Origin of the sequence: Cupriavidus sp. D39 (assembly GCF_026627925.1) — a bacterium.
GTDB classification, from domain to species: Bacteria; Pseudomonadota; Gammaproteobacteria; order Burkholderiales; family Burkholderiaceae; genus Cupriavidus; species Cupriavidus ulmosensis.
In genome coordinates this window covers 380481-394794 of record NZ_JAPNLE010000007.1, presented here as the reverse complement: position 1 = coordinate 394794, position 14314 = coordinate 380481, and the positions used below count along the sequence as shown (strand labels likewise).

17 protein-coding genes and 1 pseudogene are annotated in these 14314 nt (G+C 59.1%); 12 read left to right on the top strand and 6 right to left on the bottom strand.

Going from position 1 to position 14314, the window contains the following annotated elements; all coding sequences use genetic code 11:
• Nucleotides 1-59: 59 nt before the first annotated feature.
• The 7 genes and pseudogenes from OMK73_RS08995 (at nt 60) to OMK73_RS08965 (ending at nt 4942) form a co-directional block, all read left to right on the top strand.
• Nucleotides 60-936: pseudogene (locus OMK73_RS08995) on the top strand (acetaldehyde dehydrogenase (acetylating)).
• An 11-nt stretch (nt 937-947) separates the two neighbouring features.
• A complete protein-coding gene (dmpG, locus tag OMK73_RS08990; protein WP_267601706.1) occupies nt 948-1991 on the top strand; it encodes a 4-hydroxy-2-oxovalerate aldolase in 1044 nt (347 codons plus the stop codon).
• Entirely contained in the window at nt 1988-2752 is a 765-nt protein-coding gene (locus tag OMK73_RS08985) for a 2-keto-4-pentenoate hydratase (RefSeq protein WP_267601705.1), read from the top strand. Before dmpG ends, OMK73_RS08985 begins: the two co-directional genes overlap by 4 nt.
• A 42-nt stretch (nt 2753-2794) precedes the next feature.
• Nucleotides 2795-3817, top strand: coding sequence for an amidohydrolase family protein (locus OMK73_RS08980; RefSeq protein WP_267601704.1), 1023 nt, complete (start codon nt 2795-2797; stop codon nt 3815-3817).
• A gap of 23 nt (nt 3818-3840) precedes the next feature.
• Nucleotides 3841-4242, top strand: a complete 402-nt coding sequence (locus OMK73_RS08975; RefSeq protein ID WP_267601703.1) for a DUF4863 family protein — start codon at nt 3841-3843, stop codon at nt 4240-4242.
• Nucleotides 4239-4361 (top strand): hypothetical protein, encoded by a 123-nt coding sequence (locus OMK73_RS08970; RefSeq protein ID WP_267601702.1) that lies wholly within the window; start codon nt 4239-4241, stop codon nt 4359-4361. The genes OMK73_RS08975 and OMK73_RS08970 overlap by 4 nt, the downstream gene beginning before the upstream one ends.
• Nucleotides 4358-4942, top strand: a complete 585-nt coding sequence (locus OMK73_RS08965; protein ID WP_267601701.1) for an NADPH-dependent FMN reductase — start codon at nt 4358-4360, stop codon at nt 4940-4942. The genes OMK73_RS08970 and OMK73_RS08965 overlap by 4 nt, the downstream gene beginning before the upstream one ends.
• Before the next feature lie 7 nt (nt 4943-4949).
• Here the strand turns inward: OMK73_RS08965 and OMK73_RS38995 are convergent, their stop codons facing one another.
• The gene (locus OMK73_RS38995; RefSeq protein WP_420715489.1) at nt 4950-5297 is read right to left on the bottom strand and encodes a hypothetical protein; all 348 of its coding nucleotides are present in this window, start codon (nt 5295-5297) and stop codon (nt 4950-4952) included.
• Between the two features lie 513 nt (nt 5298-5810).
• On the opposite strand from OMK73_RS38995, the gene OMK73_RS08960 reads away from it, so the two are divergent.
• Nucleotides 5811-6491, top strand: coding sequence for a DUF6884 domain-containing protein (locus tag OMK73_RS08960; RefSeq protein ID WP_267601700.1), 681 nt, complete (start codon nt 5811-5813; stop codon nt 6489-6491).
• 267 nt (nt 6492-6758) lie between these two features.
• Here OMK73_RS08960 and OMK73_RS08955 read toward each other — a convergent pair whose 3' ends face one another.
• Nucleotides 6759-7403, bottom strand: coding sequence for a TetR/AcrR family transcriptional regulator (locus tag OMK73_RS08955; protein ID WP_267601699.1), 645 nt, complete (start codon nt 7401-7403; stop codon nt 6759-6761).
• A 241-nt stretch (nt 7404-7644) separates the two neighbouring features.
• Between OMK73_RS08955 and OMK73_RS08950 the strand changes: the two genes are divergently transcribed.
• Together OMK73_RS08950 and OMK73_RS08945 are read left to right on the top strand one after the other, a co-directional pair.
• The gene (locus tag OMK73_RS08950) at nt 7645-8262 is read left to right on the top strand and encodes a nitroreductase family protein (RefSeq protein ID WP_267601698.1); all 618 of its coding nucleotides are present in this window, start codon (nt 7645-7647) and stop codon (nt 8260-8262) included.
• Between the two features lie 59 nt (nt 8263-8321).
• A complete protein-coding gene (locus tag OMK73_RS08945; RefSeq protein ID WP_267601697.1) occupies nt 8322-8939 on the top strand; it encodes a porin in 618 nt (205 codons plus the stop codon).
• A gap of 613 nt (nt 8940-9552) precedes the next feature.
• Here the strand turns inward: OMK73_RS08945 and OMK73_RS08940 are convergent.
• From OMK73_RS08940 to OMK73_RS08925, 4 genes are all read right to left on the bottom strand, one after another.
• A complete protein-coding gene (locus OMK73_RS08940) occupies nt 9553-9786 on the bottom strand; it encodes a hypothetical protein (protein ID WP_267601696.1) in 234 nt (77 codons plus the stop codon).
• 28 nt (nt 9787-9814) lie between these two features.
• Nucleotides 9815-10798 carry a quinone oxidoreductase family protein gene (locus OMK73_RS08935; protein WP_267601695.1) on the bottom strand — a complete coding sequence of 328 codons (984 nt, stop codon included), beginning with the start codon at nt 10796-10798 and terminating at the stop codon, nt 9815-9817.
• A gap of 122 nt (nt 10799-10920) precedes the next feature.
• On the bottom strand, nt 10921-12039 hold the full coding sequence (locus OMK73_RS08930) for a Gfo/Idh/MocA family protein (RefSeq protein WP_267601694.1): 1119 nt from the start codon (nt 12037-12039) through the stop codon (nt 10921-10923).
• A complete protein-coding gene (locus tag OMK73_RS08925; protein ID WP_267601693.1) occupies nt 12036-12842 on the bottom strand; it encodes a glutathione S-transferase family protein in 807 nt (268 codons plus the stop codon). Before OMK73_RS08925 ends, OMK73_RS08930 begins: the two co-directional genes overlap by 4 nt.
• A gap of 195 nt (nt 12843-13037) precedes the next feature.
• On the opposite strand from OMK73_RS08925, the gene OMK73_RS08920 reads away from it, so the two are divergent.
• Nucleotides 13038-13607, top strand: coding sequence for a DNA-binding protein (locus OMK73_RS08920; protein ID WP_267601692.1), 570 nt, complete (start codon nt 13038-13040; stop codon nt 13605-13607).
• Nucleotides 13608-13653: 46 nt separating this feature from the next.
• Nucleotides 13654-14097, top strand: coding sequence for a hypothetical protein (locus tag OMK73_RS08915; RefSeq protein ID WP_267601691.1), 444 nt, complete (start codon nt 13654-13656; stop codon nt 14095-14097).
• The last annotated feature ends 217 nt before the right edge of the window (nt 14098-14314 follow it).

Here is a 14314-nt window from a genome sequence, read left to right as displayed (position 1 = left end):
ACGACAAATCCAGACTTTCCGTTGCCGTAATCGGTTCGGGAAACATTGGCACCGATCTAATGATCAAGCTTGCTGCGTAACGCCGAGCATCTGAAGATGGCCGTGATGGTCGGCATTGATCCGTCCTCCGACGGCTTGGCGCGCGCGGCGCGCCTGGGCGTGGCCACGACGGCAGGTGGAATTGACGGTCTGGTCGAGATGCCCGAGTTCCGCGATATCCGAATCGCCTTCGATGCGACCTCGGCTGGGGCGCATGCCCGTCACGCCGAAGTCTTTGCGCGACACGGCGTCACTGTGATCGACCTGACCCCGGCGGCCCTCGGCCCTTTCGTGGTTCCTTCTGTCAACCTGGAAGCACATCTCGACTCTACGAACGTCAATATGGTGACGTGCGGTGGACAGGCAACGATTCCGATCGTCCGCGCCGTATCTGATGTGACGCCCGTCCACTACGGTGAGATCGTGGCGTCGATCTCCAGTCGCTCAGCCGGGCCGGGTACGCGCGCCAATATCGATGAATTCACCGAAACGACGTCGCGAGCCATTGAGATCATCGGTGGGGCGACGGTGGGTAAAGCCATTATCGTGCTAAATCCGGCTGAGCCACCGTTGCTCATGCGCGATACCGTCTATTGCCTGGTCGACGAGGATGCGAATACAGACCAGATCGAGAGCGCTATCCACGCGCAGGTGGAGCGAGTGTCAGCCTATGTACCCGGCTATCGTCTGAAACAGGCCGTTCAGTTCGACGGTGTTTCCCTCCCGCCGCGCTTTTCGAGTACCGGTGCACCCGCATCCGGTCTCAAAGTGAGTGTATTCATTGAGGTCGAGGGTGCGGCGCATTATCTGCCGTCGTACGCCGGAAACCTCGACATCATGACGTCGGCTGCCTTGCGTACGGCAGATCAGATGGCGGCGAAACGGTTGGCTGCCTGAAGGAGAAAATGATGACCGGCAATATCAGAAAAATCTATGTCTCGGACGTCACGCTCCGGGACGGCATGCACGCAGTACGTCATCAGTACTCGCTGGCAAATGCAGTGGCAATCGCACAGGCCTTGGACGATGCAGGGGTGGACAGCATCGAAGTAGCACACGGTGACGGCCTCGCTGGATCCAGCTTCAACTATGGCTTCGGGGCGCATACCGACTACGAGTGGATCGCCGCGGTGGCAGGCACTGTGAAGCGTGCGCAGGTGGCGACATTGCTCATCCCCGGCATCGGCACATTGCATGACTTGCGCGAAGCGTATGACGCGGGGGCGCGCGTGGTGCGAGTGGCAACCCACTGCACCGAAGCGGATATCTCGCGACAACATATCGAGTACGCGCGGTCGCTTGGGATGGACACGGTGGGCTTCCTGATGATGAGCCACATGACGACGCCGCAACGCCTTGCCGAGCAAGGGAAGCTCATGGAAAGCTACGGGGCACAGTGCGTCTATGTAGTGGATTCCGGTGGCGCCTTGAATATGCGGGATGTTGCCGAGCGCTTCCGCGCACTCAAGGATGCGCTCGATCCTGCAACGCAGACGGGCATGCACGCGCACCACAACTTGTCACTGGGTGTGTCGAACTCTATGGTGGCGATAGAGGAGGGATGTGATCGTATCGACGCGTCACTGACCGGCATGGGGGCGGGCGCTGGAAATGCACCGCTGGAAGTATTTATCGCTGCAGTGGACCGGCAGGGGCTCAATCACGGCTGCAACGTGAAGAAGCTAATTGATGCTGCCGACGATATCGTTCGCCCGCTGCAGGAGCGACCGGTGCGCGTGGATCGCGAAACCTTGGCACTTGGCTATGCGGGTGTCTACTCAAGCTTTCTTCGTCATGCGGAGGCGGCTTCGCTTAAGTATGGCATTTCGGCGTTCGACATCCTTGTGGAGCTTGGGTGCCGGCGGATGGTGGGCGGCCAGGAGGACATGATCGTTGATGTTGCGCTTGATCTTGTTCAACGTAGCGAGCAAAAGGCGAGGGCAGCAGCGTGATCGATATCGAAACCGCTGCGCGCCTGGTCGACGATGCAGCAATGAGTTCCACCGCCATCAATCAGCTCACTGCCGTCGATGCCTTCTCCGTGCAGGATGCATATCGGATACAGCGTGCATCGATTATGCGGCGCGTGAGGCGGGGAGAGCGCCGTATCGGAATCAAGCTAGGGTTCACCAGCCGCGCAAAGATGGTCCAGATGGGTGTGGATAGTCTTATCTGGGGATGGCTGACGAATGCAATGCTCGAAGACGATGGCGGTCTGGTCGACGTTAGCCAGTACATCCATCCCCGAGTCGAACCTGAAGTTTGCTTTCTCACGCGGAGGGCAATTGACCGGCCGCTCACCGCGCTGGAAGCAAAGGACTTTCTCGAAGCTGTCGCCCCCGCGATGGAAATCATCGACTCTCGATACCGAGACTTCCGCTTTACGCTTGAAGATGTTGTTGCCGACAACTGCTCCAGCGCAGGGCTGGTGGTCGGGAGCTGGGCAAAGGACTTCGATGGATTGCGCAACGCTGGAGTGATCCTGCGGATGGATGGCAAAGATGTTCAGATCGGGTCGACGGGAGCAATCCTCGGGCATCCGCTACGTGCCGTGGTGGAAGCATCCCGACTTGCGAGTTCGTCGGAGACGGCCCTGCCAGCGGGGTCGCTCATCATGGCAGGAGCGGCGACGGCGGCGCACGCCCTCATGCCGGGAAAGCACGTGCAAGCGGTGGTGAATGGTATCGGCGAGGTCGAGTTCTCGACTCGGTAGACGTATGTATATCCTCATGATCAGTGAAGGCACAGCGAAACCATGACACTACGAATTGACATGCATTCCCACTTCTTCCCGACGATCTCAAGGGAGGAGGCTGAGCGGGTCGACCAGCCAGACGTACCTTGGCTTGCAGTGTCCGACGATGGCGAGTCCGGGATGATCATGCTCGGAGACCGGGCCTTCAGGCCGGTCGAGCGACCATTGTGGGATCCGCGGCGACGCATCGAACAGATGGACGAGCAAGGAATTGACGTGCAGCTGATGTGCGCGACGCCAGTGATGTTCGGTTATCGGTATGCCGCGAGCACTGCGTTGCAGTGGACGCAACGCATGAATGACAAGGCCCTCGAACTCTGTTCTGCTGCGCCGAATCGTTTGATGCCGTTGGCCCAGGTTCCATTGCAGGACACGGAGTCTGCCTGCAGGGAAGCATCCCGTGCGTTTTCCGAAGGACATCGCGGTGTTCAGATCGGTAATCACGTTGGCCCCAGGGATCTGGATGACGAAGGGTTGGTCCAGTTTTTATGCCATTGCGCAAGTGAAGGAATTCCGGTGCTCGTGCACCCGTGGGACATGATGACCGACGGGCGAATGAAGCGCTGGATGCTTCCATGGCTCGTGGCCATGCCTGCGGAAACTCAACTTGGCATTCTTTCCCTGATCCTGTCCGGGGCTTTCGAGCGTATTCCACGCTCTTTGAAGCTATGCTTTGCGCATGGCGGAGGCAGCTTCGCATTTCTGCTCGGTCGCGTTGATAACGCATGGCGGCATCGGGACATCGTACGGGAAAGCTGTCCCAACTTGCCGTCCTCTTACGTGGACCGCTTCTCGGTGGATAGCGCTGTATTTGATGCACGGTCTCTAGGCTTGCTGGTCGACGTAATGGGAGAGGAGCGGGTCATGCTTGGCTCGGACTATCCGTACCCGCTTGGCGAGGAGGTGATTGGATCTCTGGTAGGGAACCATGAGACGCTGAGCGATCAGGCTAAGGATCGCATCCTTGGGGTTAATGCAGCCAAGTTTTTTAATCTGCCCGCGGATATGCGCGGACGCGAATAGTTCATTTAAATAAGGAGAGCCATATGCTGCCGCACGGTCCACACAAAGAGGAGATGCTTCAATGGGTTCGCCGCCTGTGCGATGAAATTCGTTCACGTCCGCTTGATCAAGACCTCGAGGGGTACTTGAACCACGAATTTGGTGCAGGTACCGAAGCCTATGAGGAGTTATGTCGGCTGTTGAAGATGGGGGTCGAGGAGGGGTGGGCTGGCTACGTCGAGATCGACGGAGACTGCTACCGCCGTGGGAGGATTGCCGATCCGTCTCGTGAGACGGCCCAGATGAGCGTGGAAAGTGGGTTGCTGCGCGACGTGAAAGGCCAGTACCACTGCCACACACAGGGCGAGATCAACATGATCATCCCGCTGGAGCCTGGCGCCCAGTTCTGCGGGCACGGTGCCGGATGGCGAGTGTTTCCCCCATGAGCGAGCACTTTCCCACGGTCAATGGCAAGGCTCTGATGATGTACTTTCTACCGGGTGGCGAGATCGAGTATCGCTCCCCCTGCCCAGTAATTTCATTGTTTATTCAGGAGCATCTGTGATCATCAAAATTCTTGCTTTGAGCGGAAGCTCGCGTCGTGGTTCGCTCAACCAGAAACTGCTCGACATTGCAGTGCACGGTTCGCGAAATGCGGGCGCGGTGGTGACGTCAGTTCGCTTGGCCGACTATGCGTTGCCAATCTATGAGAGCGATCTCGAAGCCGACCATGGACTGCCGGAGGGCGCGAAGCGTTTGCAGAGTGCGATTGCCGAGCATGACGCTTTGCTTATCGCCACGCCGGAGTACAACGGCGGCTACACGGCGATGCTGAAGAATGCACTGGACTGGGTGAGCCGGCCGCGAGAGGATGGCACTTCGGGTGTCACACTGTTGGCAGGCAAAGTCGCAGCCTTAGTATCAGCGTCTCCGGGTCCACTCGGAGGACTACGCTCCCAACTTGCATTGCGTACGGTACTGGACAAACTCGGCGTCCTTGTGATCCCCGATGCGTTTGCACTAGGGATGGCGCACGTTGCGTTCGACGATGAGGTGGGTCTCAAGGACAAGGGCGCAGAAAAGGCAGTTGCAAATGTTGGCCTCTCGCTATGTCGAACGGCGGAGCGCCTGGCGAACAAGTCCTAGTTGTGTGTCAGCGTCGGCTTGTCCGATGCTGGCCTTCGTTCGTGGCGTGTTGGGGGCACCGGCGCTGTGGGGCGTGGGCCCCGGTCAGAAGGCGTACGGCAACCGACACGTTCTGACGCAATGTGTCCAGGTCGCTGGCCCCTTCCGGGTCCAAGGAAGGGCCTAACGGATTCGCGACAGTCCATCCCGTAGCCAGGGCCATGATGGCAGTCAGAAGATGGTTCGGTGGGAGAGTAGTGCTCAAGACCCTCGCTCGCAGGGCTTCGGCAATCGCCAGAAGCCTCTCGCCACACGGCGCGAGACGGGACGGTGCACTGCGGAAGGGACGCGCCGCCGCCAGGAAACGTTGGTGCACGATGAGTAATCGGTGACAGGATCCGAGCGCAGCACCTGGCCTGCAGCGCCGTACTGTGCGTCCGTCAATCGTTAGCTCCTTGGGGCGCCGTCCATCTAGTTCCTACGATTCTTCAGTGCGGCGGGATCGGTGTTGGTGATCCACTGCGCTACGTACAGCTGGGGATGGACCGCGTGTGCCACGCAACCGTCGGCATAAGCGCGGCTCCCGAGGTCGGAGCCACTGCACGGCTTCCCGCCTGGCGCTTCAACGCGACCCGCCTGATCCGGAACCATGGGAATGTTGAATTGGCTGGCAGACGTGAGTGCCTCACCAGCGCGATACGCGAGGCCGCACGAGACATGATGCAGGTGCCAATCCCCGAGCTGGCAACGCGCAGCGAGGCCTCGCTTGTCAGAGCGCGCAACGCCAAGCGCGCCGGACGGGACATTTGACGGCCCCCCGGCTGTCCGGCCTTGACTTCGAGCCTGCCCCTGTAGATTGGATGTATATCCCATCACCCAGGTGCTTCCGATGCAGGCCCACCCCACGCAACTCAGCCTCTTTGATGACATCGCTCGCGCATCCGTCGCACGATCGCCGGCTCGCCCGTTGGTGCTGATGGCCTGCTCGGCCACGAAGCTCGACCGCCCCGCTCCGGCCATGGATCTGTACCGCGGCGTCATGTATGAAACGTTCCGCGCCCACGTGCGTGCCGATGCGCAGCCCCAGGTCATCATCCTCTCGGCGCAGCATGGCTTTATCCAGCCGGACGCGGAGATTGCCCCCTACGATGCCCGTATGACCGCGGATCGGGCGGAGACCATGCTCTCGGACCTGTCGACGGCGATGGCCGGTGCGGCGTGGCCCGACCAGGTCGGCCTGGTCTTTCTCGCCGGCGGCATGCACTACCGTCGGGTGATGCGCGCAGCCGTGGAGCGGTGGGCGCGTACGGTTAGTGCTGCGCCGACGATCATGGAAACCAGCGGCGGCATCGGGATGCAGCGCTCCCAGCTCGGCCAATATCTGGACGGCCTAACCAATGAACCCTCCGAAGAGATCGGGCGCTTTCCCAACGGGGTGCTTTGCTTCCGCCGCGCTGGGCCGTTCACGGTGGGCGAGCGCGACCCCGCACGGAGCAGGACACTCGAACGTCGGTTTGCCTTCAAACAACGGTCGTTCGCACGCCGCGCGCGTCGCGTAATCGGTCAGTAGTAACCACTGGTATCTTCGGACGGCGGCGCGAACCCGACCGTACAACCGATTGCGAGAACACTGTCATCGATGCGGCCGTGCAGCATGTAGAGGACGCGATTCGCCAGGCGCGTCTGACGATCCTAATTATCCGTCCGAGCGATACGTTGAGCGCTACCGAAATAGCTGGGCTCGGCTCGCAACAAACCATCCGCCATGAGCGATGTCGTCGCTGTGCTGATCGAGACTAAAATCGGCAACGTTTTTTATTTTTTTGCCGGTTGTGCCTCAGGACGCAATGGATGTGGAGGCAGCTCGAATTGTGTGCAATGCTGCCGCCGCCACGTGCTTTAACGACTCGTAGTCCGCGCCATCTCTTGCTTGTACCGATAAGCCTTGGAGTACCGCCATGCAAAAACCTGCCAGCGACGCAACATCGGTGTCCGCCAACAAGTCACCAGAGAGACGGGCCTCGCGAAACCGGATCTCGAGTGCTTTTTTGGTTGCGCGTCGAAACTCTGCAATCTCGCTCGCAATCGACCGATGCTCCGGTGCACATCCGAGCATTCCAGTCGCGACCATGCAACCTCGGGGATGCGTCGTTGCGGTGTAGGCTGCCGCAGCTTCGTACAGGATGCGTTCGACAACATCGTAGGCTGTGGGTTCGTCGAAGTAGATTGTTGGGTTGAAACCGACTCCGTCGCTAAAGTAGAGCCCGACAACCTCACGGAACAGCGCTTCTTTTGATCCAAATGCCGAATAGAGCGCCGGTGCATTGATGCCCAACGCGGCGGTTAATTGAGCCATTGATGTGCCTTCGTAGCCCTGCTCCCAGAAGAGTGGCAACGCACGGGAGAGTGCTTCGGCCCGGTCAAAAAGGCGGGGCCGCCCGCGGCCGCGAACGGGTGCTTCAGACTTTTCGCTAGCAGTCACTAGGTTTTCCTTGCTTTCGTTGACCGTTTTTAATATGCTAGCATTCGTTAGCTAAATAGTAAAGCGTTTGATAGAGGTAGCGGGTTGCCGCTGCGAAAGTGTCTGCACACGATAAAAATGGTTGCAGAAATGCTTTATAACAGAGGACTGCAAAGTGAAATCGCGATCTCGAAACCCGCCGCACGGTGGGCTCTGTCGTACTCAAAATCTAGACCGTCACTTTCCGTTGAGGTAATTGAAAATGAACAATGCAATCATTGAAGCAATCAAGCAGCGCAGCTCCACAAACATCTTTGACGCCTCGCGTGGCATCACTGACGAACGGATCGGCGAACTAATTTCCCTGGCAACATTGGCTCCCACCGCCTTCAATCTGCAAAACTGGCGCTTCATCGCCGTCCGTACGGTAGCTGAGAAAATTCGACTGCGAAAGCTCGCATACGACCAGGCGAAGGTGAGCGACGCTGCCGTGACGTTCATTGTTTGTGGGCAACTCGCGGAACATAGTGTCATGGCCGAGCGCCTTGCGCCATCGGTTGAAGCAGGGTTGATGCCAGCCGAGATGGTTGCAGGGTGGGAAGGTGCGGCAAAGGGTCTCTACTTCGGGAAACCTCAAACGCAGCGTGATGAGGCGATCCGTACCGCGACATTCGGTGCGGGTGCGCTAATTTCGGCCGCGCAGGCGTATAACCTTTCATCATCAGCAATGATCGGCTTTGATCCCGACGCCGTTGCGCGCGAGTTCGAGCTGGCTGCGGACGAGGTGCCGGTCATGCTTCTCGCGGTAGGGTTCGCGGCAGAAAACAACTGGCCGCAGAAGCCACGTCGTCCGCTTTCGCAAGTCCTGACCTTGGTCTGACAGGCTCGGAAGGGCATCAATTCCCCTTGGGATGTGACTCATGAATGGGAGAACAGACGATGCTACGCATTGACAATGCGTCGGGATGGGACGAATGGCTCCTTGCATTGTCAACCCATTGCGGGCTGGGATGCTCAACGGATGTGCGTTCGGTCCAACCGTCTCGGGCCGAGCTCTGGAACGCTGGCGAATTGACGATTCTGGATCTCGATATTGCCGAACAGAGCTGGTCCTCCGTCAATGACGGCGACCACCGTTGGATAGCGGAGATGCTTATCCTGAAAACGATCACGAGTGGCTCATTGGTGATCGAGCAGGACGGAATCAATCGACGCTTCGATCCCGGGAGCTTTGTGCTGATCGACCCTGCAAAGCGATTGACCGAGCATTTCCTAGGGCGTGTTCGAGTGACACCCGCGATCCTGCTCGGCGCGGCTTTCGACTATACGGACCGCAATTCCATCCGCAATGACGGTGGTGCGAAATTCATGCAAGTGGATCTTGGGATCGATTACTCGATCTCGAAAAGTACCGATCTCTATGCGCTCGCGGTGGCACAGCGCGCAGTGGGCCACGACTCACTCGGGCAGGCCTCGGTGGCTTCGATCGCCGGATTCACACCATCCGCTACGGATAAACAGTTCGGCGTTCGATTTGGTGTTCGACATAAATTCTGACCGATTAAGACTAACGAAATCGGTAGGTGTCTTCGAGACATTCGAAGGACTATCCTATGACAACAGCGAGAATGACTTTGGGCTAGGCTGTCTAATTTGCGGCCTGTTTCTAGGACCGATCTTCTGCATAGAAGAAGCCGTCCGACACTTTCAGCGCTGCTAGCCTGACAGGCTATCGTGCTGTCGGAGCCACTAATGCGCGGGATCGCAACGAACTGTATCGGCGAAGAGACGCGAATGAACTGACGGCGATTTAGATCAGGGCCCGTGAATGCGTATTGCAGTCAAACCAAGTGGCAGCAGTTATCTTGCAGTGAAAGGTTTCGATGGACAAATTATTCAACGTGATATCGACTTTCCTGGTTGCGATTGTGTCGACTCCAACGATCTTTGACTCAGATGGTGCATTCGCGACAGACTTGATGCGGCATTTTGGCGTAAGCCGGCGGCGGGTCTGCGACGTGTCGAGGCGGTCACGCTCGGGCTACGGCGACCGAAGCGCTCTCGTAATTTGAGCGCATCTGTCTGATGTTTCAGGACGATCACGCATACGCTTGAACCGGTCATCGACCTGTTTTTGACTGTGCGAATCGGCCACCGCGCTTCCGGGACATCAAAGATCTTCTTCGGCCTTGAGTACTGCGCGGTGTATGGCGAGCGTAAAAAATTCCCTGAAGTCCATGCTTTGTCGCTCTGCAGCAGCTCGAGCGCGCTTGTCATCGATCGGATGCATTTCAACAGTGAAACTAACCTTGTGATGAAAGACTTGCAACCCGGCGTAGTCATTGCCACGTGACATGTTGATTTCTCCCACTATGTTCACGCCCACCTTATCTACGGTGGGCAAGGCCCAGATTCCGACTGGGCGGTCCAATCTAGACGCGCAGTACTGCAGAGCCGACTGTGCGACGCGACTCGAGGTCATGGTGTGCTGTGATTACTTCTTCGAAGGAATAGACACGAGTCGGGGTAACGTCGAGAACTCCAGTCTGTATAGCGTTGAACAAATCCTTGGCTGCGGCCAACAATTCAGCGCGCGCGCCAATGAAGGAGGGCAGACTGGGCCAGGTAACCATCAGGGACCGGGGCGCGAGCTCCAACAAGTGAATAGGGCGTGACTCTCCGGACGCAATGCCGAACTGCGCGAGCGTTCCTCGGTTCTTCAATGTGGCCAAGGAACCTTCAAGCGTATCCTTGCCGACCGAGTCGAAGACTGCCTTCACGCCTTCGCCATTCGTAAGCGCTAAGGTACGGGCCAGGAAATCCTCAGTGCGGTAGTTGATGATCTCATCGAAGCCGGCCGCCTTCGCCGCTTCTGCCTTCTTTGAGTCCGACACGGTCCCGATGAGACGCACTCCAATCGACTTCGCCCACTGCGCGAACATCAGGCCCACACCGCCTGCGGCGGCGTGATAGAGCACCGTGTCGCCTGGCGTCAGTGCGACGATCTCCTTTACGAGGTAGCGCGATGTCAATCCTTTGAGGAAACTCGACGCGGCTTGCTCGTCGGATATGCCGTCCGGGATAACAACCACGTGGTCTGCATCGCAGATTCGTACGCTCGCGTAAGCGCCGTAAGAAGGGTGCCCGTAGACCACACGGTCACCGACTTTAACTGAGGTGACATTGGGACCAACAGCCTCGATCACGCCGGCGCCCTCATTGCCGAGGATAGCGGGGAATTCTGGAACTGGCATCGAGCCGCGGCGGTAGTAAACGTCAACGAAATTCAGACCGATGACTTTATTGCGGATTCGAACTTCATTGCCGACGGGATCGGCTACGGAAATGTCTTCGAATTGCAGCACTTCGGGGGCGCCATATTGATGGATACGAACAGCTGTAGCTTGAATGGGCATGACGGGCTTCTCTTCTGAATGGTCGTGCGCCTCCGCCAACTGGCGTGACGAACTCTCGGCGCGCTCATGGAGCGCGACCGCCGCTTTTGGATTGATGGGGTTTCGACAGTGGCCAGTAAGCCCTATAAGATGGGGGCGGCTACTCGACGGCCTGTTGTGGACGACTCAACAGCAAGTTCCAGTAGTTGTTGCATCCAGAGTGCATCGTCGAACGATGGCAACGTACGCGTATCGTTTTCGACGTCGGCCGCGTGAAGGGCGTAGAGATCGCCAAGCTCTAGGACGCCAGTCGGCAGGCCTGTCGAATCGGGGACGACTTTGTAAGGCGCAGGGATAGGAAGGGCGCTCAGTGGAACGTTTTCACCTGAGGCGCCCAAGATCTGATAGTGCTCATCGGGTCCCCCGAAGGCAGACGTATTGGTCAGCTGCAGGTCGCCCTTATCACCAGTGATGTCGAGCCGCACCCCTGAGCCATTATGCTTGCCGCCTTCGATGTGTACGCTGAACACGGCACCGCCTTGCAAGGTTCCACTCATCAACAGTTGATCGGGCACGTCCGTTCTCAGTTGTTCACCGGTTTCCGCAATGATTACTTCTGGAATCTGATTCAGCATCAGTGCGGAGAATTCTTTTGGCCGACCGACGACTGAGAAGAGTGGGTCCATCAGGTGCGCGCCGAAGATCGAGGTGACGCCCATGAAGTTTTCCGGAAACACACTCCAACGCAGCCCGCTAGGGCGGCGCTGGCCGAACGAGTTTACGCTGACATGCAAGCGTACGGAACGAAGCTTCCCGACGTACCCGGCGGCAACTAAATCGCGCAGGTAGCGAAAGGCCGGGGCGAAACGACGTTGCACACCGAGGATGGTTCGCACCCCCGCTACGTGTGCAAGAGCGACCAGTTCTGCGGAGGTTTTGACATCGGGAGTTAGCGGCCATTCGCAATAGACGTCCTTGCCCGCGGCGATAGCGGCTCTGATCCCTTCCTCGTGCTGCGGACCGGTGGTCAGGACCAGCACCAGATCGACCTCGGGATGACGGACAAGGCCATCAAGTGTCTTGACTACGTGTTTGATGCCGTGCTTCTGCGCTGCTTCCTGCGCCGCGTCAGCGCGCTGACTGTAGATGGCGCTCAGTTCGTACTGTGGAAACAGGGCTAGGACCGGAAAGTGCCCGTTGTTAGCCCAATTCCCTACACCAATCAGGCCGAGGCGGATCTTTTTCGTGTTGTTGGCGCTCACGTTGCTGACTCCACTTCATGAGCTTTGGCGGCCGATTCCAATTCTGGGAAGAACTCGCGCAGCAGGTTTTCGATATAGGCACGAAGCTTCGGGAGGCTTCGGAAGTAATCAGTGATTTCCGGATGCATGTCGCGAATCTGGAACATGATGACAGTCATTCCGAATACGGCGGCATCGAACGACGTCGGTTTATCGGTGCCGAGGAGATAGCGCTCGTCGCCAAGAACCTCCGCCACTGCCGCGAGATCCTTCTTTGCCTTTTCAATCACCTCATCTGGCAGATAACGACCGATGCCTTGTTTGTACATTCGGTCTGCGAAATCATCGACCAGAGGCTGGAACGCGGGCAAAAAGCCACCAAAACCGGCCTTGAAGAATGCCTCGCGTCCGGCATCGTCGTAGAACTCGTAATACAACACCACCCAGTACAAGTGATCTTCAAGAGCGCGTTGGACCAGATGGCCGATGGCGCGCTGCGACGCGCTCAGCGCGGCATCCGGATCGGGGGTAATCGTTTTCAGAAACCCGATTATCAGATCCGAGTCGGACATCTTTACGCCGTCCACAGAAATGAACGGGACCTTGCGGCGAGGTGCATTGTCCACGCCCATTTCGTAGACGCTTTCATAGGGGATCTTCTGGAATCGAAGATAGGCGGCGAGCTTGGCCGAGAAGGGTGATAACGTCGGTACCAACCGCGCGGCCACCGGGTCTGCAACTCCAAAGTAGTGCAGCTTCAGTCTAGACAGTGCGTCGCGGTCGACAGCATCGTAAGGATTCGAGTAAACAGGAATTTTGATCATTTTCTAACTTCCTCGTGATCGTTAATTGTTAGCTGACCTACTCATTTGCGGCCAAGTGTGGGAAAACTGTTCTTTCCTCGCTGTATTTCCTAGTGAGCACTAGGATAATAGGGTAACGCAAAATTGATTGCAAGCAAAACCTAGTGACTGCTAGTAAAAACATTCTGCGTTGCCAGCGCGCGGCGCGCTACGAACATGACCGCCAGCCCGCTCGATCACCCGCCGCCCACGCCTAGCGACGCCGCCCCAGAGGCCCAGCTCGCCGCCGACGTGGCCACCCTGCGCGCGCAGTTCCCCGAGACTCGCGCGCTCTACCGCGAGGTCTGCGCCTTGCTGTTCTTCCGGTATGGCATCACGCCCACCGCCAACAAGCTCTACGGCCTGGTGCGCAAGGGCAGCATGGGCACGCCGACCGAGGTGCTGGCGCAGTTCTGGCAGGATTTGCGCGGCAAGATGCGCGTGACCATTGACCAGCCCGGGCTGCCGGATGCGCTCAAGGCGATCGCGGCCGACGCCGTGCAGTCGATTTGGCAGGCCTCCAACGAGGCCGCTAGCGGCGAGCTGGCCGCCTTGCGGGCGGAGGCGCGGCTACAGGCGAGCGAGGCGGAAGCGCAGCGTGACCAGGCGCGGGCTGCGGTGGTGGTGGCCGAGCAGGAGACGGCTGCTGTGCAGGCCGAGCTCGACGCCGTCCAGCGCGCGCGCGGCGCTACGAGGGGAACTGGACGCCGAGCGCCAGGCCCACGCGGCCGCGCAGGCGCGTCATGACGAGAGCAAGCGCCAGGTCGAGGCGCTGGAGCGACAACTGGGCGAGATGCATACGCAGTTCTCGGCGGACCTGGAGCGCACCCGCGAGCAGGTGGTGGTGGCGCAGGAGCGCGCCAGCGCCACCGAGCGCCGCGCGCTGCGCGAGATCGACCAGGAGCGCACGCTGCGGCAGAAGGCCGAGCAGGCGCTCGCGGACCTGCGTACCGAACTGGCGGCCGTGCAGGTGAGGGCGCAAGACGCCGCCGTGACTGGTGCCGAGGCGCGGGCTCGGTTGCAGGCCGAGCGCGACACGCTCAGTCGGCAACTGGCGGAGGCGGAACAGGCGCTCGAGCGAGGGCAGGCGGCACAAGAAGAGCTGCGGGCGGAGCTGGAGATGGCAGTACGGCGCGCCGAGCGGGCCAATGCGGAAGCCACCGCCACGCGCCGCCTGGTATCGCTTAGGCGCGGGGCGCCGGTGACGCGCACCAAGTTCAAGCCCGGGCCAGCCTGAGGGGGCGGGGGTCGGATGGCATTTATCCACCGCACACACGGACAAGCCTGCGGACAAGCCGCGCGGGGGCCGAGTGCCGACGGCATCAGCGGGTTTGACTAAAATTTAAGCAATTTGGCGCGCCAGCGCGGATTCCCACTGCAGCCATCATCTGGAACAACCCCGATCCAACGCTGCCGCCAGACGGCACCACGCCGGATCCGGCGCCGCCCCAAAG